The organism is Salinimonas marina, assembly GCF_015644725.1.
Classification (GTDB): Bacteria; Pseudomonadota; Gammaproteobacteria; order Enterobacterales; family Alteromonadaceae; genus Alteromonas.
In genome coordinates this window covers 36,756-61,408 of sequence record NZ_CP064795.1, presented here as the reverse complement: position 1 = coordinate 61,408, position 24,653 = coordinate 36,756, and the positions used below count along the sequence as shown (strand labels likewise).

The window sequence follows — 24,653 nt, the reverse complement described above, 5'->3', positions numbered from 1 at the left end:
GCTTAAAATTCCCACCCTGCCGATAATTTAAGCTGTCGCTTACCGCCTTGCGTACTGCTGTTAAGATTGGCTTGCTGATAATTGGCTTCAGCCGGGTTCAGATAAAAGTCGTGGTAATTGGTGGTGTTGAACAGGTTCTGAACATCCAGCCGCACCCAGAAAGCAGAGTCTTTTAACAAAAACTCAGAAGCAAAATTTTTGCTTAAAGCGAGGTCGAACCGGTGATAGTCGCTGTCCCGGGGTTGGGTGCGTTGATAAGCACAGGCATCATCAACACACACCAGATTTTGATAGGTACGCGGCGACGACCAGGTAAATTTACCGGTGGCGACAATATTCCACGGCAGGTCATAGGAGCCGGATACCACCACCCGATGATCCGAAACACCGGTGGCATCACTCCAGCCATAGTCACTGACCGACGCATAATCCAACGCAAAGACCTCGCTGTACACCCGGTTTTCCTGGGCATCGGTAAAGGTATAGGCAAGATTAAAACTCCAGCCGTCTTTGAAGGCGCGATTCAGCTTCACATATACATTATTGGCTTTGGTTTCCCCTTCATTGACGGCCAGTAATAAGTTACCCCAGCCTGGTACCCCGAAGGCCCAGGGCGACCCCCAGTTTTTGTCGTCTTCAAAAAACTGACCGTTTTCACGCCGGTTGCCCAGCACCCAGTTAAACCCGTTTTTGCTTTTGATATGAGCGATACTGACTTCGGTGCTCCAGTCACCAAAAAAGCTGCGTATGCCTAAACTAAACTGATCAGAATAAGGCACATCTAAATCGTTGTTTAACAGGAAACGTTCCCCCTTAACATCCACACTGCTGATGAGATTATCCAGCCCCTCCTGGGTTAAATAGGCCGGATCCCAGGCGACACAGTTAGCCGCACTGAGATCACAAGGATTGTCGGGATCGCCGGCAAACAGATAGCTCACAGAGGCAAATGAACCGGCACTTCTTTCCAGTTGCAGAAAATCGAACTGGTTGCGATCGTAAGAGCGTCCTACACCACCAAACAGCATATGATCTTCAGCCTCATCCAGAATATAACTAAAGCCTAAACGAGGTTGCCAGGCCCCGGTAAAATAGTCCCGTTCGCTACCGGTGCTGATGTAGTTTTCTATGTCGTAATTGGCGTTGTCGATGTTTGGCCAGTTTCGAAGGGCTGACACCAATTCTGGCGGGGTTTCATAATCCTTGTAACTGGGGGTTTCTTCGTAGTCCCAGCGCACCCCGATATTCAGCGTCAATCGTTGCGTGACTTCCCAGTCATCTTGCAGATAGATCCCAAACTGACGGGTATCGGCGGTAATGGCGCCACCGGCAGAATTGGCGGCGGGCACACCCCATCTCACTTCATAAGGCTGCACCGGTTCAAACGTCCCCTGCCCGTTAAATTCCACATTGTATTTATACTGCGGCGTGAGCGGTTGCTGCTGTAATGTGCGCAACTCGATATTTTTGTATTTAAACCCGACTTTGACCACATGGTAGCCGTGCCATTCTAAATCGAGCCAGGTGAAGTCGTTCTGAATGCCCCAGCCCCGCTGCCCCTTATCCTGGAAATCACCATTGCCGCCAAGATTAAGAATACTTTCCTGCTGCGCGGTTTGCAGCAAGATGCCCGGCTCAGGCGTGATAGCACGGGGGCTCCAGGAAGAATCTTCATAGGTCAGTCTCAGCTCATTTTGCCACTGGTCCTGAATATAGGTGTGTTTAATGTGAAAGCGTTCATCTTGTACCTCCCGGCTAACGCCGTAGGCACGGGTATTGGCGCCGCCAAACCCAGAGTCATCAGCTTCATCCCTGACCTTGGCGGATAACTCCAGCGCCTGATCCTGATTAATCTGCCAGTCGATTTTGCCAAAAAACAAATCTTCTTCAAAACCAGACGTGAATCTGCCCAGATACTCCTCGTAAGCCGCTGGCAAGGTAACAAAATCGATGCCATTGCCGCCGTTTACATCAAACGGCTGGTCGATAGTCTTGCGTTCGAAGGCCGCGATAAAGTGTAGCCGGTCCTGAATAATGGGCCCGGCGAAGGTCACCCCGGTATGCCGAATCATTGACCGGGATTTGCCGTTGATTTCATTGGGCTCAGCTTCCCGTAACCCTTCGTCGGTATAATCAACAAACACCTCACCTTCAAAGGTATTGGTGCCTGACCGGCTAACCGCGGTTATCGCCGTGCTGCCCACCTGATCATATTCGGCTTTGTAATTTTGTGTGATGACTTTATATTCACCAATGGCACTTTGAGGAAACGGATTGCCGCGACTGGAGTCCTGCCCCGTGACCCCGCCTTTTAATACATAATCTTTTTGACTGACCCCATCTAAAAATACATTCACATTTCTTTGATGCTGAGCCCCACCGCGCAAACTCACGCTGCCATCGGCCCCGGTATTCACTTGTACCCCTGGGGCAAGATCGGCAAAGGCCAGAAAATTTCGGTTGTTCTGCGGCAAGCGCTTCAACATTTCCGGGGTGATATTCGTGCCCACCTCACCGCCAACATAGTTCTGGATACGTGAACCTGAAACCGTGATATGTTCGATTGACGATGGTGCGCTGGGATCCCCCCCAAAGTCCAGTTCGGCCGTTTGGCCGATTCTTAAGGTGATGCTTTCAACTTCATCTTTCACCGTCACGGTGTAGGTTCCGGGTTTTAACCCCACCAACACATAAGAACCATCTTCCCGGGTGGTGGTTTTTCTTACATAACCGCGTTCTTTATCACGGGCAATCACCACCACGCCCTGGGGTGAAGATGAGGTATCGGTATACTCGCCCCGTAAGGTCGCCCCTTCTATTTGGGCCATCACCGAAAAACTTGGGCCTGCCAACAGGGCCATCGCCAGGGCAACACGATGCTTCTTAAACCACACATAACCTGATTTCATGGGTTTTCCTCCAGGATTGAACATGTGATGGCTCTGAATACCGCTCATCTGTCAGCGACCACCTAATGATTTTTGTGAATAAACATGAAATGTAACCGATTTCCATTATTATGTTCAGATAAACCGAAACCAAAGTCAACAACATAAAATTTACGTTCCGTTTACCTGCTTTGCAGGTTCTGGACATGACCGGAATATTGTTTTTATGCCCTGTTTTAAATAAGTTTTTTTGTAATTTTCTGGGTCTTTGTTTGAGTGAGACGTATCGTCCGGCCAATATAAAACTACAAAATGGCGGTGTAATCGATTACCATTTGAACCAGTAGCCATTGGTGCTACTCATTCGTATAATCGGAAGTAATGAAGTGACAAAAATTCAACACAGTACCCTTGCCATGCAGGATATTGCCGAGCGCGCAGGGGTAAGCAAAGCCACGGTGTCCCGGGTTATCAATAATCCTGACCGGGTGTCTGAAAAAACCCGGGCCAGGGTCATCGCCGTGGTGTCTGAACTAGGCTATAGCCCAAACCATCTGGCCGCCGGTCTGCGGCAGGGCCGCTCAAAAAATATCGCGGTGTTACTGCCGGATATTACCAATCCTTATTTTGCCCCGGTGGTACAAAGTATTGAACAGGTGGCGATGAGTCAGGGCTACTCGGTCATTTTGAATGATACTCAGGATGATCCTGAGCTTGAGAAAAAATTTGCCTCGATGATATTTACCCGGCAAATAGACGGTATTATCACGAATTCTGCAAGACTGCCTTTTCCGGTGCCCCTCGGCACCAGCGCGCCAGCTCTGCCGCCCATGGTCAACGCCTCGGAATTCTGTGATACCCCTGATGTAATTAAAGTCGGCGTAGACAATTATCAAATTGGGCGCGACGCCACTGAATTTCTTTTGCACCAGGGCCATACGGCCATTGCAGTGCTGGCAGGCCCTGAAAATCAACACAGCAGTGTGGAACGATTGCGCGGCTTTGTCGATGTCTTGCAAGAAAACAACCTCCCCTTTCCCAGTCATTGGGTGTTTCATAGTGACTATTCGATGGCAGGAGGTGACCAGGGCGCCAGGTCGCTTATGCAATGGCGTGAAAGACCCACTGCGATCTTTAGCTTTGGCGATCTTGCCTCATTCGGGGTTATGCACGCGCTTAGAGAGCTGGGGTATAACATCCCCGAAGATGTCTCAGTGATGAGTGTGGATGGCATTGCCATGGGAGAATATCTGGCACCGCCACTGACTACCATCGCTCAGCCTTTAACTGAAATCGGACGCACATCAGCACAACTGCTTATTGATATAATCGAGGGCCGGCCACCGCAAAAAACAACCTATATGCTGGCCCACCACACCATCGTAAGAAAGAGTGTTCGTGCTTATCGCCGCTAACAAAAGCTTTTCAGGGGGTGATGGCAACAGGGCATTTAGCCAGCTTCTGGCGTGATGGCTTATTGCCCACCACGCTATCCTGGCACAGAATGTTTTGCAGGCTGAGGTGAAAGCGGCGTTAGCAGCAGGGTCAGCGCTAAGGCCACAAGCGCACACGCCGCGCTAATAGCAAATGTCAGACCCGCGCCCCAGTTCCAAAGATACCCCGCCCCGGCGATACCCACCGCCTGACCGGCAGCGGCGCAGCCGCCGGCAAACAGGGCCTGCCCGCGTCCTTCAAGCGCATCCGGAAACAGCTGTTTAAACATCAAAATGCCCACGCTGTGGACCCAGCTGAAAGTGAAGCCATGTAATAACTGAATAAAGGCCAGCGCCCACCATGTGGAAGGTTCGCTAGCCATCACCGCCCAACGCACCACGGTTAAGGTCAGGCTTATCATTAAAATGCGGGTGTAACTGATATAGCGCAGCATCATCGGCATCACCGCAAACATCATCAGCTCGAACACCACGGCGACCGACCACAAATTTCCGATTTGGCCCTGAGAGTAGCCTCGCTCTTCAAGAAACAAACTGAAAAAACCATAATAACTGCCATGGCTCAGGTTAGATAAAAAGAAGATGGCTATGGTAACCAACACCACCGGCTGTTTCAGGTGACCGCGGATGGTCAGCGAGGCATCATGGCCAGGCTGTATATGTCCGCCATAATTTATCCACGCGGTAATGAGCAACAGCATCATCAGCCCCAACAACAAAACCGGCAGATAGCCTATATCGATGATTTCAAGTAAATGGCCGGTGGCCCAGACACTGAGCACAAACCCCACCGAGCCCACCAGTCGGACCAGGCTATAGTTGTCTTTGAAGCGCCCAAGGTGACGTAGCGTGATTACCTCGAACTGAGCATTGATCCCCTGCCAGAAAAAACTGCTGCCCGCCAGCACCATGACCACCCCCAGATAGTTTTCTGCCACCCAGAATACAGCGGCAAAAATAGCCAGGGCGATCATGACGCCGGTACGCACCAGCATCAGGGGTTTACCGGTCTTATCGCTTAGATACCCAAAAAAATAGGTGCCTGCCACCGTCATAAGAATTTGCGCGGACGTGACCCCGCCAATTTGTACGGTGCTGTACCCCTGGTCCCGCATCCATAAAACCCAGTAAGGCAACATCGCCCCGTAAATGGCGCAACTGAAAAAATAGTAGGCAGACAAACGACAATATGGGGGAGACGTAGATTCACAAACTGACATTACTGCAAGACACAATCAAAAATAATATAGGCAGAGTGTATCGTCGCCCCTGGCGAATTACACGCCTTTTGCACATTCCAATTTGCACGTTCACACTTGCACGGTGATGTGCAGGACCGACCTGGCAAGGGGCGTGGGCCACAGCAAATGAGTGTGGCTGCGTGGTCATAGCTGGCCCCTACCACCCTACTATTACAGTAACATCGAAAATGAAATAGCCTGCAGTGTTACTGTAACACTGCAACATTGTAAAACTGTAACACTTAGCCATCTTATTCCATAGGCTGCTTAAATGCATCAGGCTAAACCGGGAAAAACCGGCTGAATCCCATTCCAATACTAGACCAACGCCGCTGTTACCTGTAACATTTATCCCTCATCAAGCTACGACTTACCGGCTGCCATATGTCTAAAAAGAACCCCCGTGTAACATTACAGGATATTGCCGATGCAGTCGGTGTGACAAAAATGACGGTGTCACGATACCTGCGGGAGCCGGCTACCGTTGCAACGAACACCCGCACCCGCATTGCCGATGCCATTGAAGAGCTCGGGTATATCAAAAATCGGGCACCGTCGATGCTCGCGCGGGCGTCCAGCAAAACCATCGGGGTGGTGGTTTCCTCGTTATCGAACCAGGTGTTTTCTGCGGTGGTGCAGGGAATTGAAAGTGTTACCCGCGCCCATGGCTTTGATACTTTATTAATGCACACCGGTTATGACAGCGCTACCGAAGAAGAGAAGGTGGCGGCGCTGTTGTCCTATCAGATAGACGCGCTGATATTAACAGAAACTGAGCATACGCCGCTCACCCGTCAGATGTTACGCCAGGCTGATATCCCGGTGGTGGAGTGTATGGAGCTGCCCTCACAGCCTTTGGATATGGCGGTGGGTCTGGACCATGATGCGGCAGCATTTGCAGCGGTAAACCAGCTTATTGAGGCAGGATGTCAGGATATTGCGTATTTTGCGGCGCGTATGGACACCCGAACTCAACACCGTAAGAATGGTTACCAACGGGCATTACAACAGGCCGGGCTGTCGGAAAAGATTATGCAGACCACGATGTCTTCGTCATTTTCACTGGGTCGCGAGCTGTTAAACGATGCCCTTGCGCAGTTTGAAACCATTGATGGAATTTTTTGTACCAATGATGATATCGCCGCCGGGGCCTTATTGTGTGCCCAGGAGTACGGCCTGCGAATTCCCGAAGATATTCGTATCATCGGCTACAACCAGCTGGATATCGGGCAGGCGCTTACCCCGGCCCTGGCCAGTGTGGTGACCCCTCGTTTTTTAATGGGCCAGACCAGTGCCAGTCTGTTATTAGCACGCCTGCGCAATGAAGTGGTGGAACAACCCATTGTCGATGTGGGTTTTAGTATCGATGCTGGCGGCTCGTTATAGCCCCAGGGGCTAACAAGGCCTACCGACCGCGGCCTTATGCGGGGTAAAATTGCTGCATAAGCTGGTCGACAATGACTGCTACCGTTGCGGCGACATCACAGGCTGTAACATCTTTCTCGGTGGCATCAGGCTCTTCTAACGCGGCAAACTGACTGCTGAGCATCACGGGCTGCATAAAATGGCCACTGCGCTGGGCCATGCGCTTTGCGATAAGCCGTTGTTCCCCTTTTAAATACACAAAATGTACCTGGGGGTTGTCTTTGCGAATTGCATCACGGTACCGGCGTTTTAAGGCTGAACACACCACCACCCCGGCTTCCTGCTTAGAGGCAAAACTAAACACAGCATCGTTGATGCGGGTGAGCCAGGGCGCCCGATCATCATCATCTAACGGCATCCCTTGCTGCATTTTTTGGATATTGGCTCTAGGATGCAAATCATCGCCATCGATAAATTTGGCGTCTAACCGGTTTGCCAAAGCCTGGGCCACGGTGGTTTTGCCCGAACCACTGACCCCCATCACTACAAAACACCTTTTTGACACAGGCTCTCCTTCATCCAAAAATCATTGCCATTAATGTAAATAAACTGTTTACGAATTCGCTGTTATGGGTAACATGTTACCGGTAACTCTTGATGTTGTGAACTGCTAAAAAGGAATGTTATGAATCACCCCGCCGCTATTACTGATCCCACCATCCTGTTGCTGCTGGGTCTGGGCGCGGTAGCACTATTGATGCTGCTAATTATTCGTCTGAAAATTCATGCCTTCGTGGCCTTAATTGGGGTTAGCCTTGTGACCGCCCTGTTGGCTGGCATAGCCCCCAGAACATTATGCCTGTATTGATGCAGGGTTTCAGTGGCACGCTGGCGGCGGTGGCCCTGCTGGTAGGTCTGGGCACCATGATTGGCAAAATTCTGGAACAAACCGGCGGCGCCAGGGTGTTAGCCGATACCCTGATTCACCGGTTCGGCGAAAAGCGGGCGCCACTGGCACTGGGCATCGCCTCCCTGCTGTTTGGTTTTCCCATCTTTTTTGATGCCGGCTTGATTGTTCTAATGCCTATTCTGTTAACCGTGGCCCGGCGGGTGAATGGCTCGGTGTTACATTTTGCTTTGCCGGTGGCCGGTGCGTTTGCGGTGATGCATGCGTTTGTGCCGCCCCACCCTGGCCCGGTAGCCGCGGGGGATTTGCTGGGCGCAGATCTTGGTTTGCTACTGGCAGTGGGTTTAATTATCGCGTTAGTGAGCTGGTATGTTGGAGCGTACCTGTATTCCCGTTACGCGGGTGAACGCTTCACGGTGCCTTTGCCAGCATGGTTCACCCATGAATCGAACATCAGCCAGTCCGATATTCAGCCCCCGCGCTTTGCCACGGTTATCGGTATTTTACTGGTGCCGGTTTTGCTTATTTTTATGAACACCGGGATCCACAGCTTACAGGTGGCGGGCTATCTTACGATGGATAATCTGTTTACCGATTCGCTGAAAATGGTGGGGCAGACGCCGGTGGCATTACTGGTCACCTTACTGCTGTGTCTGGCTTTGTTTACCCGGCAGTTTGGCCGCAAGCAAATGGAAATGCTGTGCACCGATTCGCTGGCGCCAATTTGTGCCATTATTCTGGTAACCGGCGCCGGGGGGATGTTTGGTGGGGTGTTACGTGCTTCAGGCATTGGTGAAGCGCTGGCCGGACTGTTATCCGCCAGCGGCATGCCGGTCATTGTGGCGGCCTTTGTTATTTCGACCTGTTTGCGGGTGGCGCAGGGTTCGGCCACGGTGGCATTAACCACGACCGCCGCCCTGATGGCACCGGTGGTCGCCGCCACCAGCGGTTTATCGTCACTGGATTTATGCTTTATTGTGATCGCCATCGCCGGCGGTGCCACCGTCTTATCCCACTTTAATGACTCAGGATTCTGGTTGGTATCCCGGTTATTGGGTATGGATGAAAAAACCACCCTTAAAACCTGGACAGTAATGGAAACCCTGCTGGGCAGCATAGCCTTTTTACTCGCTGCCGCCCTCTCTGTGGTGTTCTAGGCTGAGGATGGTACCCGTTGCTGATTATGCGCCTGAGAATACATCAGAGCAAAGCAATAGCCTACAATCAGGCTCATGGTCAGCATCTCGCCACTGTCTTCGATCAGGCCGAAGATAAAGTTACCAAAGGGCAAGGCACTGTGAAGCATATCGATAAGGATCCCGAAAAACGCCAGCCCTGCCACACCCAGCAGCAATTTGTGGGTAATATGACGGGCGGCTTGTGAGGCAAAGTAATAGGTTACAAACAACATCGAAAATAAGATCCCGCCGGCGATGGCCGTCACCAGCAACTCACCAAAATCCTGGGCCCGCAGACTCAAGGCCGGCTGAATGTTTAGCGCCTCCACCAGATAACGTCCCCCGTTTTCGTGCACTTTAAGCGAGTCGTCTGCCAGCATGTATAAAAATATCAGGGACCAGACCACAAAGCTGGCGGCCTTGTCACGCAGGGCAATTATTACCAGTAAGCTGGCTATCCAGAACTCCTTCATATACTGAAACACCTCGGCATACCCCATGTCCTGGGATAGATTGAAGTAGCCGCTGTTGATATACCCCAGCTTTCGCAATACATGAACCAGTATAAAACCCGCATCCGTCATGAGTAGCAGTAGAATTAAAACTGTTACCGGATAGGAAAACTTCCATTTAAATAAATCCATCTCAACCGCCCTACTTTTATTATAGTTATCAACAACAAAGCTGACCAACTTTAACCTTTCCTGGTAATAAAAAGATCACTTTGAGCTGAGCCTTTTATCCCGCATCATTTGCGCGGTACGTTGAAATGTCAGGGTTAAGCGTTCAAATACCCCTTCAATCATTTTTAGCTGGTGCGCAGACAGCTGATTTTGCTGCAGCGTAACCATCACCTTATCACAGGCTTTTTCAAACCGGCTGGTATTGCGGCCTTTGGCCGCATCAATATAGGCATCGGCCAGGGCGTATTGCCATTCTTTTAACACCGCCGACATATCAATGGAGGTGAGACTTTGCACAAAGGGTCTGAAACGAATCGAGGTGTGTCCAAGATTCAGGCCGGTAAGACCCAGATCGGTAATTACCCGGGCATCGCTGAGCACACCCTGCTCAAAGCTGGCCAGACGCAGTAACCGGTCCCCCATGCGGGCATTAAACCAGTGTTCGGGAGCTTTGCGGCCTACCAGCCTTTTTAGATCCCGTCGGGTGGCAGCCAGCAGCCGGGTTTGTAACAGGGCCACACCGGGGCCGGTAATCACTTTAAAGGTCCAGTACAGCAAGGTTACCCCCAGCAGAATAGCCATCGCGTTGCTAAGGGTGTAATCCACGGAAAATGGTAACCGCATATCATTGGAGGGCTGCACCAAAATGGTAAAGGGAATGCAAAAGCCCATGCCATAAGGCAGGGTGGCGCGATCAGCAATGGCCATCAACCCCAGAAAATAGGGACCGGCCAACACCAGTATCAAAATGGCGAAATCTCCGGAACTTTGTGCCAGTAAGTTCAGTGCGTAAAAAATAGCGACCGGGATAGCAATGGCAACCCCTACCAGCATCTTTTTCAGGGCGCTTTTGACCAACGCCGCGGACAGGCGGGCAAACATAATGGAATAGATAACCGGCAATATCATCAGCATAACCGCGGCCGGGGAGCCGGTATAAAGCCATAAAAAAGCGCCGATGCTGAAAACCATAAAGGTTCGAAAACCGGTGGCCAGGCCAATGAGCGGATCGCGGTAAGGCCGCTGTTGAGGCGCTTTGAGAAGTGAATATTGATTATTTGTCAGGGCATTGTAGGCCCGTAATACCAGCACCAGTTCGGCGACCATATGTTGTGCGGTCTGAATTAACCGTGCTTCAAGAGGGGTTAAGGCCTCTTGTTCACGGGCGCTTTTTAACAGGCTACGACGTTGTTTTTGAGCCAGTTCATAGCAGCGTTCAGAATTATCCGACAGCGCGATATGTTGTAAATCCCGCCGCAACGAATCAAGTAGCTTCGACAGTTTAGGCGTTATTACCGCGGTATGATTGCGCTGTAAGCGACCAAAAATCTGAATGACTGCCACCAGCGACAAAATTTTGTTGCCAATCACGGTGGCCGCCCGGGACCGTCCCGGCCCGAAAGGTCCTTCGTAGGTTACCGCACTGGCATCATCATTAAGCGCAGCCAGTGATTCAAGGATGGCATCAATACGCTCGTGCCGGGCTTCGTGGGAGCCGTTTGGGTCCAGCTCCAGAACCAGATAATCCATGGTCTGGTTGATGGCAATGCGGGACTGACTTTTCAATTCTGTATGCACCCGTCGAGGCCAAACCAGCATACTCACTGTCATGGCACATAACGAGCCGACGATGATTTCGGTGATCCGGGCCTGAGCAATATCAAATACGGTCAGGCTGGAAACCGCCTGGGGATCGACCATGGTCAGCAATACAATAATGCAGGGAGTGACACAGGCCATGGCAAAAAAGTAGATAAAATTAACCCGGCGCACCATCGCCGACAGACCGGCATTAATCCCCAGCCACCCAGCCAGAGCCGCCATGGCTGGCACCGGCGCCCCATGCAGGTAGCTCAGTACCAACATCCCATAAATACCACCGATAAGCGTGCCGCTTATCTGGCTGACGGTTTTTTCAACCACCATGCCGCCTTCAGGACGAATCTGCAGAAACACCGCAGAAACCACTGCCCAGTAAGGCTTGTCGAGATTAAAATACAACGCGATGTACAGCGCCATCGCCATCGACAACACCCCTTTGCAAGCAAAAATGATCGATTCGCTTGTAGGCTTCAGATAAGTCCGGGCCAACGGGTGAGTAATGGTCATATTATGGTTTATTCAGGTGCACAGACACCGTGGTACCGGCTACCAGCCGCACCTGCTCCGGGACGGGGTCCAGCTCAATATCAACCGGGATACGCTGCGCCAGTCGCACCCAGTTAAAGGTTTGCTGGATTTTTGGCAACATCTGTTCGTTGTGCCCTACGCTGGTATTGGCGATAGCCTGACCAATACTGACCACTTTCCCAGTTAGTGTGTGCTCACTACTCATCAATTTAACCGTGGCGCGTTGTCCAACATGTACCAGCGGCAGCTTGGTTTCTTCAAAGTAGCCGGTCACAAAAAAAGAGCCTTGTTTCACTATGGATAATACCGGACTACCTTGCTGCACATAATTGCCCTCCCGCAAATCCAGGTTCACCACCGAACCGGTCTGCGGTGCTTTAACCGTGGTTCGTTCCAGGTTCAACTCTAAGGTGTTCAGCTTTGCCACCGCTTCGTTATAGTCGGCCTTCGCGACTTCGGCCGAAATACGACTGGTTTCCCCAAGACTCTGGTCCTGCCCCTCTGATTGCTGCTGTTGCTGATATTGCGACTGGGCCAGCTCCCACATACGGTATTTATGATCAATGACCGCCTGCTGTTCTTCTATGGCTGCCTGATAGCGGGCATCATCGATAGTAAAAAGCACCTCGCCCTGTTCTACGGACTGGTTGTCGCGTACCGCCAACCTGGTGACCCAGCCGGATACATCCGGTGCAATTACCGTAATATCCGCCCGTACGCGCCCGTCCCGGGTCCAGGGCGAATACAGATAATTATCCCATACCCAGCGACCCGCAAACACCGCCAGTGCCACCACCAGCAATGTAACCAAAATACGTACTACAGTACCCATGTGAACTTATCTCCCTGCAATAAACACCACGGCCGCCAGGTAACACAAAAACAGCGACACTTCGAACCAGGCGGGCCGCCAGACACGCTGATACCAGCCAGTTTGATACAGCACCACCCGGGTGATGACCGACATCAAAAATGCTATCGGTACCAGTACCACCAGGGGACTGAATAACATGCCGCCTAACGCAATCTCTTCAAACATAAGCCTGGAAGAATAGAAAAAACCTAATTAAAGAATAGCTTACAAATACCCACAAGATCATATGCTATTCCACGCGAATCTGTTTATCACCGCTACAAGCCACGATTGCCAAGCCTTTGCAACTGGCCAGACCATTTTTGTATTAACTAATCAAATCATGAATGTATTCAATCGACGGCAACTGATGCTCCGGTTGGTAAAACAACCGGTTGAGCCTGCCTAAAAAATTGACCCCACGACTGGGATCGTGAGACTTGACCCGCCGCTCACTGGTGGTTTGCATAAACTCCCAGGGTTGCAGGTTCAGCTCTGTGATGTCGTTGTCATCGGTGCCTAAGGCGGCTACCGTCGACAGAATACGTTCTGTTTTGCTTTCCTGGGTCGGGATAATATGCTGTTGATAGGCCGTTTCGAGCGGCGTGGCCACGGCACTGAGGGTGGAATTAATGGCATGCCAGATTTCATCATGGGAGAGATAGGCATCAGTAGGCGCATAATAGCCATCAATTTCCCACTCCAGCTCGGCATTGCTGCTGGCAATGGAGCTTTGTGCTTCTTCACAATAAGACAGGTCAGGCCGGGCGCCGATGTTGTACGCATCGACCGATAAGGCCACACACACCACGATATCGCCCAGCACCTCAGGATCATAATAGAGCGCTTCAAAGGCTGCACGCTTAACGCCCATCCAGCCATGCACTCTGGCCGGTTGCTGAATAAACTGGCGCACGTCATGGGGTAAGTCTTCGCCATAGCGTTCAATAAACAAAGGTAAGGGGTTTTGGGTAGGATCATCCCCGGGCATCCACACCTCGTATTCCTGCCGGTTATCCGCCTTGCCCCGGCTTTTGATGCCATAAGACAAGTTCACCGGCCGACAAATACTGCGATCCTCGTCTACCCTGTGAAAATACTCTGAACGTAGTCTTTTGATAAACGGCGCATTCTGATCAGCCAGCGCTGCGGTTGGATAACGATACCCCACCTCGCTGTCGGCCACTGACACCAGCGCCGGTAATGCCTGGTGTAATTGCTGTCGAACCCCTTCAAGCATGTCGAGTTGCGGCAGTACAATACTGCGTTCTGGCTCCACGGTTAACCGCTCGCCATTAGGGCCAACAAATTTGGGAGTTTTATGAAACTGATAATTTTGTAACCCCATCGCGGTTACTGTCTGATCCCGTAGACGGGCCAGTTCGGTGAAAACCAACCCATGGTTGCGTATATGCTTTAACAGCGGGCGTTGCGACATCCGTAACATGTTTCCTGTGGTGTGTGCCACCAGTGCCGAAGTTCAATGATAAAACTTCACGAAGGCCTTGGGTAATACGAACAGGCTGGGCACTGATATGGGCGTAGTCGATTTGTTCTTAGTTTAGATACTGTTTTAGTTGATAAATAGTTTGCCAGCCTGAGCCTTCAGCGGCGTTGCCAACCGCGATTGCACGTTGCTTTACCAAACACAGGCTATGATCAGCTTTCCAGACTGAAGGCCTTACGTAAATGCTGCGCCTGACGGCGACTTACCTCAATCTCGCTGCCATCGTTAAGGTACACACAAAATGTGCCGGGGGCCATGCCTTCTTCCAGCCGCTGAATTTGATCGATGCGCACAATTTCACTGCGGCTGGCTTTGAAATAATGATTGGGGTTCAGGCGGCTTTCGACCTTAGACAAGGTGGTATGCAGATAGGATTTGCCGGCATTAGAATACACCGCCACATGATTGCCGACGGACTCAAAGCGATAAATTTCAGCAATGCGCACAATATTAAACTCGTGCCCGAACTTTAACAAAAGGCCATGTTCATCCGGCAGCGGCTCAGGCTGAGATTCACTGGCGGTGTCGCCACGGGTAAGCCAGGCTTTATTGATGACCGCATCCAGTCTCGCGGGACTGACCGGCTTTACAATGTAATCGAAGGCATTGAGTTCGTAAGCATCCACCGCATAATCAGAGTAGGCGGTACAAAATACAAAATGCACCTGGTCGCCTACCGCTTTGGCAAACTCCAGACCATTGAGTTCAGGCATTTTTATATCAACAAAAACCAGATCAATGGCCTGGCTGGCAACGGCTTCAAGCGCCTCTTTACCATTGGCGGCCTCACCCACCACCTCAATATTGTCGTACCGGCCCAGCAGGCGAACCAGTTCAAGGCGAGCCAGGCGCTCGTCATCAACGATTAAGACTTTTAACATAGGGTAGTTCCATCCAAACCTGATATTGTTGGTTTTCTTCACGGGTAATAAATTGGCTACGATTGCCATAAAGCAGTTCAAGACGCTTTTTCACATTGTGTTGCCCCACCCGCGTCCCCGGGGCACGGGCCTGTGAAAAGTGCGAGTTTACCACCTCCAGACACCAGGTATGTTCTTTGGTTATATAGCTGTGCATACGAATAAAACCGGGTTGACTACTTTGGGAGATCCCGTGTTTTATGGCATTTTCAGCCAGAGTTAACAAGGTGAGTGTGGGTATTTCCTGGTGCAGGGTTTGGTCATCCAGCTGAATATCCAGCATCAGGCGTTCATCAAATCGGACCTTCTCAATTTCAAGGTATTTTTTGGTAAGTTGCCACTCCTGTTGCAGCGTAGAGCGGGTTTTCATTTGCGCCTGCATCTGTGTTCGCAGCAAATCTGACAGCAGCGTAAGAACTTCCGCTGCCCGTTCCTGATCGGCAAATATAAGCGCCCGGATACTGTTTAAACTGTTGAACAAAAAGTGGGGACTCAACTGGTTTGTCAGCTGCTGTATCTGACTTTGATTCACCTGGCGCTGAAGGCTTCGTTTGTTTTTTTGAAAGTGCCAGCCCAGATACACAAAAGCCCACAGACTCAATGTAACAAACGACTCGGCGCTGCCCATGACGATCATTGCCAGCAGACTGACTTCTGCCCCAGGCTGGCCTTGCTGCGCCAGCACCTGAAGCTGGCTCAAATCGGTTGCATTGAGAAACTGCAGCTTGCCCATGGCAAAAGAGGCACAAAAATAGATTACTGATAACAACATAAGATACAGCAGGCCAAGGGCTATCGGGGTGGGCGCCAGAGTGATTCCAACCAGATTAAGCCGCAGGTAGGGTCGAACCAGAAAATGACAAATACCCGTGAACAACACCGCCTCCAGCAACGCCCGGGTCACCAGCGCATTGGCGTATTGCCCTACGCCTGGCAATAACGACTGCATGGCTGCCCAGGTTAAAATGAAATGCAGGCCAAATATCAGTAGCATGAGCGCCCGGTACAGCTTACTGGTGTTGCCGATTTGCGCACAATAGCGGGTCAAAAACCCCGCCGGCAGCACCGTGCTATTCATAGTGTAAGGTATCGACAGGGTCCAGTTCTGCCGCTTTAATGGCAGGCAGCAGGCCAAACACAATACCTAGAGTCAAACTCAGAATAATTGCAATAACGATGGTCCATATTGGCATAACAAACAGCCCTTCCATTGGTAACCACAACATTACCAGAACACTTAATATATACCCCACAGCAAGACCCACGGCGCCACCAAACAACGCCAGCACCCCAGCTTCAGTTACAAACTGAGTTACCACGATACTGCGGCTGGCGCCCATGGCCCGGGCCATACTGATTTCTGTGGAGCGTTGAGTCACAGCGGCCAGCATACAATTCATAATACCCAGGCCGCCGATGGTCAGACTGATGCCAGCCACACCGATGGCGATAAACAAGGACAAGTCCTGTAACTTTGCCCGCTCAGTCAGTTGCCGTGGTGAGGGTTGCAAAGCAATGATCGGCGGGTTGGGCATACGCAGGCTAAAAAAGCGCTGTATGTCAGCATAAACTGCATCCAGATTACTGTTTTTTGTGATGGTAAACAATATGTCTGTGTAGCTTTGCGCCGACGCAAAGGTTGGGTCCACGGCCACACTGTGAGGAAGAATGAGATAATTATTATCCTTAATATCGGGCAAGGCCAGCCCGGGCAGGCCCACACCCACCAGATTAAATTCTTTATTGGCAATGGTCAGGGTTTGGCCCACCGGATTTTCGTCAATATTAAGTTGTTTAACCAGCCCAGGGCCGGCAAATGCATTGAGTATCTTCTGCTGATTGTCCCGATGTGTAATAAATCGCCCCTGTTGAACCCCCAGACCAAGTAAATACTGATACCTGGGCTGCGTCCCGATAACCTGAGTGATAGTGGCTGAACCCCCTCCCCTTATTGATGTCTTCTCGCCTAACGGCGTTACTTTATAGTATGCGCCCATCAACCCCGGTACCGCTTGTTTCAAAATTAGAAAGTCTTCGTGGCTTAGCGGCTCTCCTGGCGTTGGGGCAGGCGTAGCGGCGGGCCAAACACGGATGCTGATAAGATGGGGATGTCCCGCCTGCGGCCGGGCAAAAGTTTGTTGCTGGGTGTGTTGCATCACGGTGGTGACCGCCACCACAAATGCCACGCCAATAACCACCCCGAGGGTCACCAGCATAGTACGCAGACCATTTTTGCAGATTGCCTGAAGCGCACATTCGCTGCCGTGCAGGGCGGCGGCAAGCAACCCGCTCATGCGTAGGCCCGCAGGTCTGAAGCATGCTCCACGGGTCGGTGGACCCATTCTTTACTAACTGTTTTATTAAGCAACTTCACCTGGCGACGACACTGCATCGCTATTGCCTGGCTGCGGGTGGCCACCACTATGGTCTGCCCCTGCTGATTGATTTTTTCCAGCAGTTGCATAATCAAATGCGTATCCTTAGATGACAAACCCCAGGCAGGCTCATCGGCCAATAACAGGGTCGGTTCACGGGCCATCGCTCTGGCAATAGCCAGTTGTTTTTGCTGCACTAGGGAAAGTTGCGCTGGCAATAACATAGCGGTATGCGCCAAGCCCGTCTGATTTAGCCAGTACCGTGCACGCGCTTTTGCCTTGCGGCCCCGCCAAAGCCAGAACGAGGCCGGCTGCATCACATTTTTTAATACCGTATAGCGAGCGATAAGATGGGGCTGCTTAAATACCCACCCCATATGTGCCCGCCGGGTTTTGGTTAGTTCAGCTTCCGACTGTTGATGAAGGCGCTCCCCCATCAACCAGTAATGACCGGCGCTGGGGGAGCGTAAACCGCCTAGTATATTTAACAAGGAGGTTTTGCCCGCTCCCGCCGAGCCTGTCAGCGCTAAAAACTCACCGCGGCAAATCCCCAGACACACGTCGGCCAGGGTTTCCACCATTTCATTTCCAATTGCATGCTGCTGGTGAATATTGTGTAGGGTGAGTAGCGGGCTACGGCGTCCAAGGGTCATGCTTGTAACCATAGCCCGATTAGCAGGGTATAGGGCAGCAAGGTGAAGATAATACTCTTGAACCGGCTCATCTTTAAACACCGATGCACCGCGGTGATAGTAAGTCCGATACTCCAAAAATGAAACAGATTGACCCCATGAAAAAACGGATACCAGCTGCTATCAGGCTGCACGTGAAAAAACAAATGATTCAGTGAGGCATAATCGAGCATACTAAAAGGCAATGCGGCGTCCGCGGCACTGAAGGTTAACAGGAACAAACCACAATAATTGGCCAGCCAGGGTAGCTGACAAACCATCACAATTTTACACCATTGCAATAGATTGAAGCGAATGGGTCCTGGCGATGCCCGCTCCAGTAGCCAGTATGCCCCACCCAGCGCCGCGACCAACAACATGATGTTCGCCACTTTACACAAACCGATGTATAACCCGGGGCCCAGGCCTGCTATGGCCGTGGTCGCAAATAACTGGGGATAATGTGTGATAAACAGCTGACCTACCCCCTCAGCTGCGAGCTGGGCGGCAGGTCAACCGGTACGGTTTGAAAAAAATAATAGGTGCTGAATAAGATGGCACTCACTATCAGTAGTGCACACCATTTTGCCCAATAAAAACTCACCGTGGAGCGCGAAAAAAAATCGGTGGGGGCAACAAAGGTATCGATAAAGGCATTAGCGGGAGAATATGCGGGCGATGTTTTCACATTAAAAATCCTTCTGATGACCACGCTAGCTTAACGCTAACAACCGCCTGGCCCCGGGGGTAAATGACAAACGGCCGAATTGCAGGATTTTTGGCCTTTTATGTGTGACCCTAAAAAGAAAAAAAGCCCTGCAACATATCCTTGTTGAGGGCCCTGCGTGGAGCAAAAGGGAGAATAACTTTTTTCCTACCAATGGCTGGCGGTAGCTGGTGCTGTGCTTATATCTTCACCGGATTAAGTGCGCCGCGGCTATAGCAATGACAATTGTTGGGCATAGTGCTGTGACATCTTTTTCACCAGGGTAGAGTTTGCATTTAAGCCATACTTACGTAATGCCGCGTAGCGGCTGTCCTCATCGGGCAGCACCGCTACGATGGCCTTGATGGCACGAAACCGATCTTCTTCAATAACGCTGTTTCTGGCCAGATGATCTAAAAAATCCCGACCTGATTCGCCCCCACACCGGGCGATAATATGTAAAGCCGGTTCGGTAGAAGAGTTAGACGTAGTGATGGCCCGCTCTATATGGGTACACTCAGAATTAAAAATATATTGGGGCCGCAAATGCGCAAACATCATTGAGGGCATGATATTCAGCGATACAGACAGCTCGTCCGCTGGCAACTGATTATGCACATCCAGATGCGCCCGATATAACATTACTTCGCCGGGGCTCAATGTTTTTCGTTCAATAAAGGTTAAATCTACCGGCTCCCCCGCATACCCTTCAACATCAAAATAATCATATTCATAGTAGTCACTATGATAGCCAGGCCCCATATAGCCGGAGGTTAGAAAATGAAAATTATGATCATGGGGTACATGGTAATAGAACGACTTTTCCCCGGCTAACTGCAACATAGGATCTTCTTTTGGCAGCCAGATATTGGCGCGCATAAAAAAGTTGGTGTGTTTGCTGGGTGCTTTAAGCATCAGCACCTGGGGGGTATAACGGTTGTTTGTCTGCTGTTCACCAGCACCGGCTAATTCCTGAATCAGTCTTTCTGCCAGAAAAGTACGGTTATTGTTCAGCTTTTTCAGCAAGGGCGCGACGCTGGCAAAGCTTTCAATATCAGTAGGGTCAAAACGACTTTCGATAAGCTGCTCGTAACAGTCATCCAACGATATGGCGTCATCAATAGCCTGGCAATCAAACTTAACAGGCATGCTCAAACTCCTGTTGCTGAATCATCAGCAGGGTTTGCTTTGCCGCCAGCTTCACTTCCGGATGCGGGTCGGTTACCGCCATATCCGCCAACTCCTGTAGCACTTCCAGGGCATCTAGCGCAAGAATCTGTTGCATCGCGTACCAGCGGATAAAATGATGCGAATGCTTCAAAAAGGTTTTCAATGTAGGAATGGCGTCCACGTAGTCAAGCTTGGCTAGAATGGCCATGCACAACTGTAACCTTGAATCAGTTTCGTCCGACGGGTTCTGAAAGCGCAAGGTATGATCGGCGGCACTGAATATCAGACTGACCGGTAATTTACCGCGTTTGATTTCCAGCGAAACTACCACCGCGCTTTGCTCGCAACTTTCATACATGTAGGTTTGATTATTGTGACAGTGCACAAAGTGTCTGTCGGCCACCTGCTGTGTTCCTGCCGGGGTACAGCGCATACCAGCCAGCTGAGTGGTACAGGTAGGGTGTGACCAGTGAGAAATCGTCATATTGCCGGCATGCACAAAATAGCTCAGGGTTTCGCGCCCGAAAAACGACACGCCACGCTGCTGTAGGTTCTGTTTACTTTCCGTTTTGTATTTTTTCAGCAGTACCGGGTCAATAAAGTCGAGATTCAGGTCAAAGTCGGCGGTATTGACCACACTTAACCGCTGCGCAAAGTAGGTCGAATGGCCTGCCATAGGGTATACATAAAATGGATTTTGACCCATCTGGTTGATAGTGGTGGACACTACATGTTCAATCAGATGATCAGAATATTCAGCGATGATGAATTTGAGGCTGGCGGCCGTAGGCATCTCACTGCCTTCAAACAAGTGGGCTAACTGGGTAACCAACGGCAATTTGCTGTTAGCTGCACGATCTTCATCCATATCGCTGGCGGTACGTTCGCGCAACTCAGGATTTTGAATAAAGACTTCAATGCTCTGATTTTTTCTCATGTTCAGCCCCAAAGACGTTAGCACGGCACACCGCTGAACCGACATATTGGTCAGCGGCATGTCACTCAAAGGCTTATGCCAGCGCGATAAGCATACCGACGCAGATTGGTCCGCCGACCACTTGCAGCTGTGAAATTCCGGCTATACCAAAGGGAGACTGTAATGACGCGCTATTTGTAATTTTCATTTTTTCTGTCCTTGTGTAATGACATTGTTGAATGTGTTTATAGTCATTGTGGTGTCGGGCCATGCCGTGACACACCTCGATACAAATCCATTTTTAACAATTACTTAAAAGCAATTATGTACTCAACCCCCAAACCTGGAGGAGCGTGTACAAAATTTTAAGACAGAGATGCAAAATTCCATTTGCGGTATTGAGAGTGTGCTTGTCTGACACCGAAATCATCCTAATGTAGTAGGTGCCGGGAAGGTCGATAATGTGATTTGCGGTCTAAAAAGAGGATTAGTGGCAGATGTTGGGGGGCTTACCAGTAATCCTTTTTAAAACAAAGTGTCCTGCGTAGATAACCCGGCCCAGTCGGCTGATTTTTCAATCAGGCGTTACGGGGAATACGCAGTTTTTTGATAACCCGGTTTTTGGTGGCATGCCAGTGATTTTTTGGCAGCACCGGCGCATTGGCAATAATATGCTCAAAATCGATGTCACTTGCCTGTAACGGTTTTACATGGGCACAAAACAGAGTGTGGGCCTGCATCGTGGCCACTTTGTGCAAGGATTGGCGATACTGGTTGGGGTGACAGATGGGGTACGGCGGGTGCAGCTGTCCTTTGACTTTAACCAGTAAATCCGCCACATACACCTGGCCACTGGGACCATGATACAGCGATAGATCATGGTCAGTATGCCCTGGCGTGTAGATCACCTGCCAGTCTTCAAAACCAGGCAGTGTCTGCTGGTCTGATAAATTAATATCGGGCTTTAATATCGGTGCATACCAGGCCAGGCGGCGGTCCTTACCAAGACGCTGCGCTACCCAATACATTAAGGCAACATCAATGATATGCGCCGTGCGTCCCATCACCCCGGCATACCATTTTGCTGCTTTAGGATGGGCAGCGATCCGGGCACCAGTGCGCTTTTTCAACGGTATCGCCCCGCCGGCATGATCGGGGTGCATATGCGTAACCACGATCAGCTTTAAATCAGATAAGGGTCGACCAAGGGTATCGGTGATAAACGCGCACACCATATCCACATCGGCGCGGCTGCAGCCATCAAGCAGCAATAGTCCCTGCGGTTGTTCGGCCAGAAAAATATTCTGAATATAACCTTCCAGGGTGTGCAGTTGCATCGCTTTTTTTTCCGTTTAATTCAGCTGAGCTTTACGTTAGCAGAAACCTATTGGTATGACCACTACCCCGCCTGCCTTGGCCAGGGGCTTGATGTTGAGCGTGGATTTGCCCTTGTACGCGTGTGCGTGGGCAGCCTGGTTTCAGTCGATGGTGAGGGTGCCGATCATCATGCTGATATGCCCCGGGAACGAGCAAAAAAACTGGTACTCGGTATCTGTTGATAGTTCCGCGACATCAATGTTAACCGAGCTTTGCAAGCCACCACCAATCAGTTTTGTGGCCGCGATAACCCGGCTTTCCTGAGGCTGAAGATAGTGGTTTTCAATACCCGCGGTCATGCCTGCAGCGGCGACCGCCGAGGCATTTTTCTGGGTCGTCAGCACCCAGTTATGACCCATGATATCTTTACCCATCTTGCCACTGTGAAGCAAATTGACCCGAAAAGTTTTACAACTTGCTGGCACGCTAATGCTGGATTTATCAAACACCATCTTGTCAGTACTGTTGATGGTCGTTTCACACTTTTCGGCCAGTACCGGGCCCGAAATCGCGCTCAGTATCAGCGTTATCATTACTTTTCTGTGGTTCACATGTTTACTTCCTAACCCATCAATGGGCGAGGATAATACGCAATTGTATGAACCAGCGCTAGAAATATGCGTGCCTGTTTGTGTGCTGCCTCTGCCCGCCTGTCAGGGCAGGCAAAAGCCACCGCGACCACAGCACGTTTTGGCTTGGTACTAACCGGCCTGGTCGCGTTTTAGCTCACGACGCAGAATTTTACCCACGCCTGATTTAGGCAGCTCATCCACAAAATTAATCTCTTTGGGGACTTTATACGCAGCCAGGTGCTCACGACACACCCTGGTGATAGCCTCTTTCGTCACACTGCTATCTTTGAGTACCACAAACACTCTGACGCGCTCGCCCTGTTGTGGATCTTTGCCGCCAACACAGGCTGCCTCGAGCACGCCAGGGTGCTGGCATACCGCATTTTCTACCTCATTCGGATACACATTGAACCCGGACACCAGAATCATGTCTTTTTTGCGATCCACAATATGATAATTCTGATTATCATCCAGGGTGCCAATATCGCCGGTTTTAAAAAACCCGTCAGCGGTAAAGCTTTGACGGTTGGCATCGTCATTCTGCCAGTATCCATGCATCACCTGCGGGCCCTTAACCGCGATTTCTCCCGGTTCTCCCGGGGCCACATCCTGGTCGGTTTCATCCACCAGCCTGAAGGTGGTATGTAAAACCGGCTTACCAATGCCACCGTGTTGCTCGCCACAATTAAGTGATACCACCGGCGCGGTTTCAGACAAACCATAACCTTCGTACAGGGTCACACCAGTCAGAGACTTCCAGTTTTCGGAGGTAGAAGACAAGACCGCGGTGCCGCCGCCTATTGCCAGGCGTAAGGAGTCAAAGTTCAGCTCTTCGAAAGGCGCAAAGTTCATCAAAGCGTTAAACAGAGTGTTTACACCAGTAATGGCCGTGACTTGATGCTCCTGCCATTGTTTCACAATCAGCGGGGCATCTTTCGGGTTAGTGATCAGTACATTTTTGCCGCCCAGCGAGAAAAACAGCATGATGTTCACGGTCAGGGCAAAGATATGATAAGCAGGCAAGACAGTAAGAATCACATTTTCCTGGCCTTCGAGCACCTTGCTTAGCCGGTCACGACTCTGGTCAATATTGGCAACGATATTACGGTGTAATAATACGGCGCCTTTAGAGAAGCCGGTGGTGCCGCCGGTATATTGCAAAAATACTTTATCTGACGCGCTAAGCGAGATCTCAAAGACAGGCAGACTTTCACCCATTTTAACAGCATGCGCAAAGCTGGTTACCGGCTGCCCCAGGGTCTCACTAAGCTGCTCGGCGCTGGTACTGGCACTATCAATACACACCAGCTTGCAGTCGGGCACCTCGGGTAGGGACTGGTGCACGGTTTGGGTAGCCGAATGATGAAACACCAGCAGGGTGACACTGGCATCGGTCAGCTGGTGCGTAAGCTCACGGGCGGTATAATTCGGATTCGTGTTCACCTGCACGGCGCCGGCGCGAATAATCCCCCACATGCACACGACAAATTCCAGAATATTGGGGCACATCAGCGCCACCCGGTCGCCTTTTTTAATCCCGCAGTCTTGCAGATAGGCACAAAATCTGGTCGAGCGTTCCTCTAACTGGGCATAGGTGAGGGTTTTGTCTCCTTCAACATAACACACCCGCTGACTGTATTGCCGGGTGGCCGCATCGAACATATTAACCAGTGTCGAATCGTACTGGTGAACACCAGAGTCTGTCATCAGATTGTCTCCTCAAAAACCACAGGTAAAAGC

General features: G+C 50.8%; 21 protein-coding genes and 1 pseudogene. 3 read left to right on the top strand and 19 right to left on the bottom strand.

Annotation, left to right across the window (positions count from 1 at the left end):
* Positions 1 to 2: 2 nt before the first annotated feature.
* A complete protein-coding gene (locus tag IT774_RS00270; protein WP_195810850.1) occupies positions 3 to 2,909 on the bottom strand; it encodes a TonB-dependent receptor in 2,907 nt (968 codons plus the stop codon).
* Between the two features lie 365 nt (positions 2,910 to 3,274).
* Between IT774_RS00270 and IT774_RS00265 the strand changes: the two genes are divergently transcribed.
* Complete coding sequence (locus IT774_RS00265) at positions 3,275 to 4,303, top strand: LacI family DNA-binding transcriptional regulator (RefSeq protein WP_195810849.1); 1,029 nt, start codon at positions 3,275 to 3,277, stop codon at positions 4,301 to 4,303.
* Between the two features lie 74 nt (positions 4,304 to 4,377).
* On the opposite strand, the gene IT774_RS00260 is transcribed toward IT774_RS00265, so the two are convergent.
* On the bottom strand, positions 4,378 to 5,562 hold the full coding sequence (locus IT774_RS00260) for an MFS transporter (protein ID WP_269749780.1): 1,185 nt from the start codon (positions 5,560 to 5,562) through the stop codon (positions 4,378 to 4,380).
* Between the two features lie 405 nt (positions 5,563 to 5,967).
* On the opposite strand from IT774_RS00260, the gene IT774_RS00255 reads away from it, so the two are divergent.
* Complete coding sequence (locus IT774_RS00255) at positions 5,968 to 6,969, top strand: LacI family DNA-binding transcriptional regulator (RefSeq protein WP_195810847.1); 1,002 nt, start codon at positions 5,968 to 5,970, stop codon at positions 6,967 to 6,969.
* Between the two features lie 34 nt (positions 6,970 to 7,003).
* Here the strand turns inward: IT774_RS00255 and IT774_RS00250 are convergent, their stop codons facing one another.
* Positions 7,004 to 7,513, bottom strand: coding sequence for a gluconokinase (locus IT774_RS00250; protein WP_195810846.1), 510 nt, complete (start codon positions 7,511 to 7,513; stop codon positions 7,004 to 7,006).
* 120 nt (positions 7,514 to 7,633) lie between these two features.
* Between IT774_RS00250 and IT774_RS00245 the strand changes: the two are divergent.
* Positions 7,634 to 9,012 (top strand): annotated as a pseudogene (locus tag IT774_RS00245) (GntP family permease).
* On the opposite strand, the gene IT774_RS00240 reads toward IT774_RS00245, so the two are convergent.
* From IT774_RS00240 to IT774_RS00165, 16 genes are all read right to left on the bottom strand, one after another.
* Positions 9,009 to 9,677 carry a hypothetical protein gene (locus IT774_RS00240; RefSeq protein WP_195810845.1) on the bottom strand — a complete coding sequence of 223 codons (669 nt, stop codon included), beginning with the start codon at positions 9,675 to 9,677 and terminating at the stop codon, positions 9,009 to 9,011. The pseudogene IT774_RS00245 and the gene IT774_RS00240 sit on opposite strands and share 4 nt — an antisense overlap.
* A 75-nt stretch (positions 9,678 to 9,752) precedes the next feature.
* Positions 9,753 to 11,825, bottom strand: coding sequence for an FUSC family protein (locus IT774_RS00235; protein WP_195810844.1), 2,073 nt, complete (start codon positions 11,823 to 11,825; stop codon positions 9,753 to 9,755).
* A gap of 1 nt (position 11,826) precedes the next feature.
* Positions 11,827 to 12,678 (bottom strand): HlyD family efflux transporter periplasmic adaptor subunit, encoded by an 852-nt coding sequence (locus tag IT774_RS00230; RefSeq protein WP_195810843.1) that lies wholly within the window; start codon positions 12,676 to 12,678, stop codon positions 11,827 to 11,829.
* 6 nt (positions 12,679 to 12,684) lie between these two features.
* Entirely contained in the window at positions 12,685 to 12,885 is a 201-nt protein-coding gene (locus tag IT774_RS00225) for a DUF1656 domain-containing protein (RefSeq protein WP_195810842.1), read from the bottom strand.
* A 142-nt stretch (positions 12,886 to 13,027) separates the two neighbouring features.
* On the bottom strand, positions 13,028 to 14,137 hold the full coding sequence (locus IT774_RS00220) for a hypothetical protein (protein ID WP_195810841.1): 1,110 nt from the start codon (positions 14,135 to 14,137) through the stop codon (positions 13,028 to 13,030).
* Positions 14,138 to 14,358: 221 nt separating this feature from the next.
* Positions 14,359 to 15,087, bottom strand: coding sequence for a LytR/AlgR family response regulator transcription factor (locus IT774_RS00215; RefSeq protein ID WP_195810840.1), 729 nt, complete (start codon positions 15,085 to 15,087; stop codon positions 14,359 to 14,361).
* On the bottom strand, positions 15,065 to 16,204 hold the full coding sequence (locus IT774_RS00210; RefSeq protein ID WP_195810839.1) for a sensor histidine kinase: 1,140 nt from the start codon (positions 16,202 to 16,204) through the stop codon (positions 15,065 to 15,067). Before IT774_RS00210 ends, IT774_RS00215 begins: the two co-directional genes overlap by 23 nt.
* The gene (locus IT774_RS00205) at positions 16,197 to 17,420 is read right to left on the bottom strand and encodes an ABC transporter permease (RefSeq protein WP_195810838.1); all 1,224 of its coding nucleotides are present in this window, start codon (positions 17,418 to 17,420) and stop codon (positions 16,197 to 16,199) included. The genes IT774_RS00210 and IT774_RS00205 overlap by 8 nt, the downstream gene beginning before the upstream one ends.
* Positions 17,417 to 18,154 (bottom strand): ABC transporter ATP-binding protein, encoded by a 738-nt coding sequence (locus tag IT774_RS00200; protein ID WP_195810837.1) that lies wholly within the window; start codon positions 18,152 to 18,154, stop codon positions 17,417 to 17,419. The genes IT774_RS00205 and IT774_RS00200 overlap by 4 nt, the downstream gene beginning before the upstream one ends.
* Positions 18,151 to 18,552: a hypothetical protein gene (locus IT774_RS00195; protein ID WP_195810836.1), complete on the bottom strand. Its 402-nt coding sequence runs from the start codon at positions 18,550 to 18,552 to the stop codon at positions 18,151 to 18,153. Before IT774_RS00195 ends, IT774_RS00200 begins: the two co-directional genes overlap by 4 nt.
* Positions 18,553 to 18,653: 101 nt before the next feature.
* On the bottom strand, positions 18,654 to 18,860 hold the full coding sequence (locus tag IT774_RS00190; protein ID WP_195810835.1) for a hypothetical protein: 207 nt from the start codon (positions 18,858 to 18,860) through the stop codon (positions 18,654 to 18,656).
* Positions 18,861 to 19,109: 249 nt separating this feature from the next.
* The gene (locus tag IT774_RS00185; RefSeq protein WP_195810834.1) at positions 19,110 to 20,027 is read right to left on the bottom strand and encodes a transposase; all 918 of its coding nucleotides are present in this window, start codon (positions 20,025 to 20,027) and stop codon (positions 19,110 to 19,112) included.
* The gene (locus tag IT774_RS00180) at positions 20,017 to 20,985 is read right to left on the bottom strand and encodes a HEAT repeat domain-containing protein (protein WP_195810833.1); all 969 of its coding nucleotides are present in this window, start codon (positions 20,983 to 20,985) and stop codon (positions 20,017 to 20,019) included. The genes IT774_RS00185 and IT774_RS00180 overlap by 11 nt, the downstream gene beginning before the upstream one ends.
* Before the next feature lie 557 nt (positions 20,986 to 21,542).
* Positions 21,543 to 22,301 (bottom strand): MBL fold metallo-hydrolase, encoded by a 759-nt coding sequence (locus IT774_RS00175; RefSeq protein WP_195810832.1) that lies wholly within the window; start codon positions 22,299 to 22,301, stop codon positions 21,543 to 21,545.
* A 141-nt stretch (positions 22,302 to 22,442) separates the two neighbouring features.
* Complete coding sequence (gene azu, locus IT774_RS00170; RefSeq protein ID WP_195810831.1) at positions 22,443 to 22,874, bottom strand: azurin; 432 nt, start codon at positions 22,872 to 22,874, stop codon at positions 22,443 to 22,445.
* A gap of 168 nt (positions 22,875 to 23,042) precedes the next feature.
* Complete coding sequence (locus tag IT774_RS00165) at positions 23,043 to 24,620, bottom strand: AMP-binding protein (RefSeq protein ID WP_195810830.1); 1,578 nt, start codon at positions 24,618 to 24,620, stop codon at positions 23,043 to 23,045.
* Between the last annotated feature and the right edge of the window lie 33 nt (positions 24,621 to 24,653).

Bases quoted from the DNA above. Each gene is read 5' to 3' on its own strand.
- IT774_RS00270 (WP_195810850.1), bottom strand. From the start codon at position 2,909: ATGAAATCAGGTTATGTGTGGTTTAAGAAGCATCGTGTTGCCCTGGCG.
- IT774_RS00260 (WP_269749780.1), bottom strand. From the start codon at position 5,562: ATGTCAGTTTGTGAATCTACGTCTCCCCCATATTGTCGTTTGTCTGCC.
- IT774_RS00255 (WP_195810847.1), top strand. From the start codon at position 5,968: ATGTCTAAAAAGAACCCCCGTGTAACATTACAGGATATTGCCGATGCA.
- IT774_RS00240 (WP_195810845.1), bottom strand. From the start codon at position 9,677: ATGGATTTATTTAAATGGAAGTTTTCCTATCCGGTAACAGTTTTAATT.
- IT774_RS00235 (WP_195810844.1), bottom strand. From the start codon at position 11,825: ATGACCATTACTCACCCGTTGGCCCGGACTTATCTGAAGCCTACAAGC.
- IT774_RS00230 (WP_195810843.1), bottom strand. From the start codon at position 12,678: ATGGGTACTGTAGTACGTATTTTGGTTACATTGCTGGTGGTGGCACTG.
- IT774_RS00225 (WP_195810842.1), bottom strand. From the start codon at position 12,885: ATGTTTGAAGAGATTGCGTTAGGCGGCATGTTATTCAGTCCCCTGGTG.
- IT774_RS00220 (WP_195810841.1), bottom strand. From the start codon at position 14,137: ATGTCGCAACGCCCGCTGTTAAAGCATATACGCAACCATGGGTTGGTT.
- IT774_RS00215 (WP_195810840.1), bottom strand. From the start codon at position 15,087: ATGTTAAAAGTCTTAATCGTTGATGACGAGCGCCTGGCTCGCCTTGAA.
- IT774_RS00210 (WP_195810839.1), bottom strand. From the start codon at position 16,204: ATGAATAGCACGGTGCTGCCGGCGGGGTTTTTGACCCGCTATTGTGCG.
- IT774_RS00205 (WP_195810838.1), bottom strand. From the start codon at position 17,420: ATGAGCGGGTTGCTTGCCGCCGCCCTGCACGGCAGCGAATGTGCGCTT.
- IT774_RS00200 (WP_195810837.1), bottom strand. From the start codon at position 18,154: ATGACCCTTGGACGCCGTAGCCCGCTACTCACCCTACACAATATTCAC.
- IT774_RS00195 (WP_195810836.1), bottom strand. From the start codon at position 18,552: ATGTTGTTGGTCGCGGCGCTGGGTGGGGCATACTGGCTACTGGAGCGG.
- IT774_RS00185 (WP_195810834.1), bottom strand. From the start codon at position 20,027: ATGCCTGTTAAGTTTGATTGCCAGGCTATTGATGACGCCATATCGTTG.
- IT774_RS00180 (WP_195810833.1), bottom strand. From the start codon at position 20,985: ATGAGAAAAAATCAGAGCATTGAAGTCTTTATTCAAAATCCTGAGTTG.
- IT774_RS00175 (WP_195810832.1), bottom strand. From the start codon at position 22,301: ATGCAACTGCACACCCTGGAAGGTTATATTCAGAATATTTTTCTGGCC.
- azu (WP_195810831.1), bottom strand. From the start codon at position 22,874: ATGATAACGCTGATACTGAGCGCGATTTCGGGCCCGGTACTGGCCGAA.
- IT774_RS00165 (WP_195810830.1), bottom strand. From the start codon at position 24,620: ATGACAGACTCTGGTGTTCACCAGTACGATTCGACACTGGTTAATATG.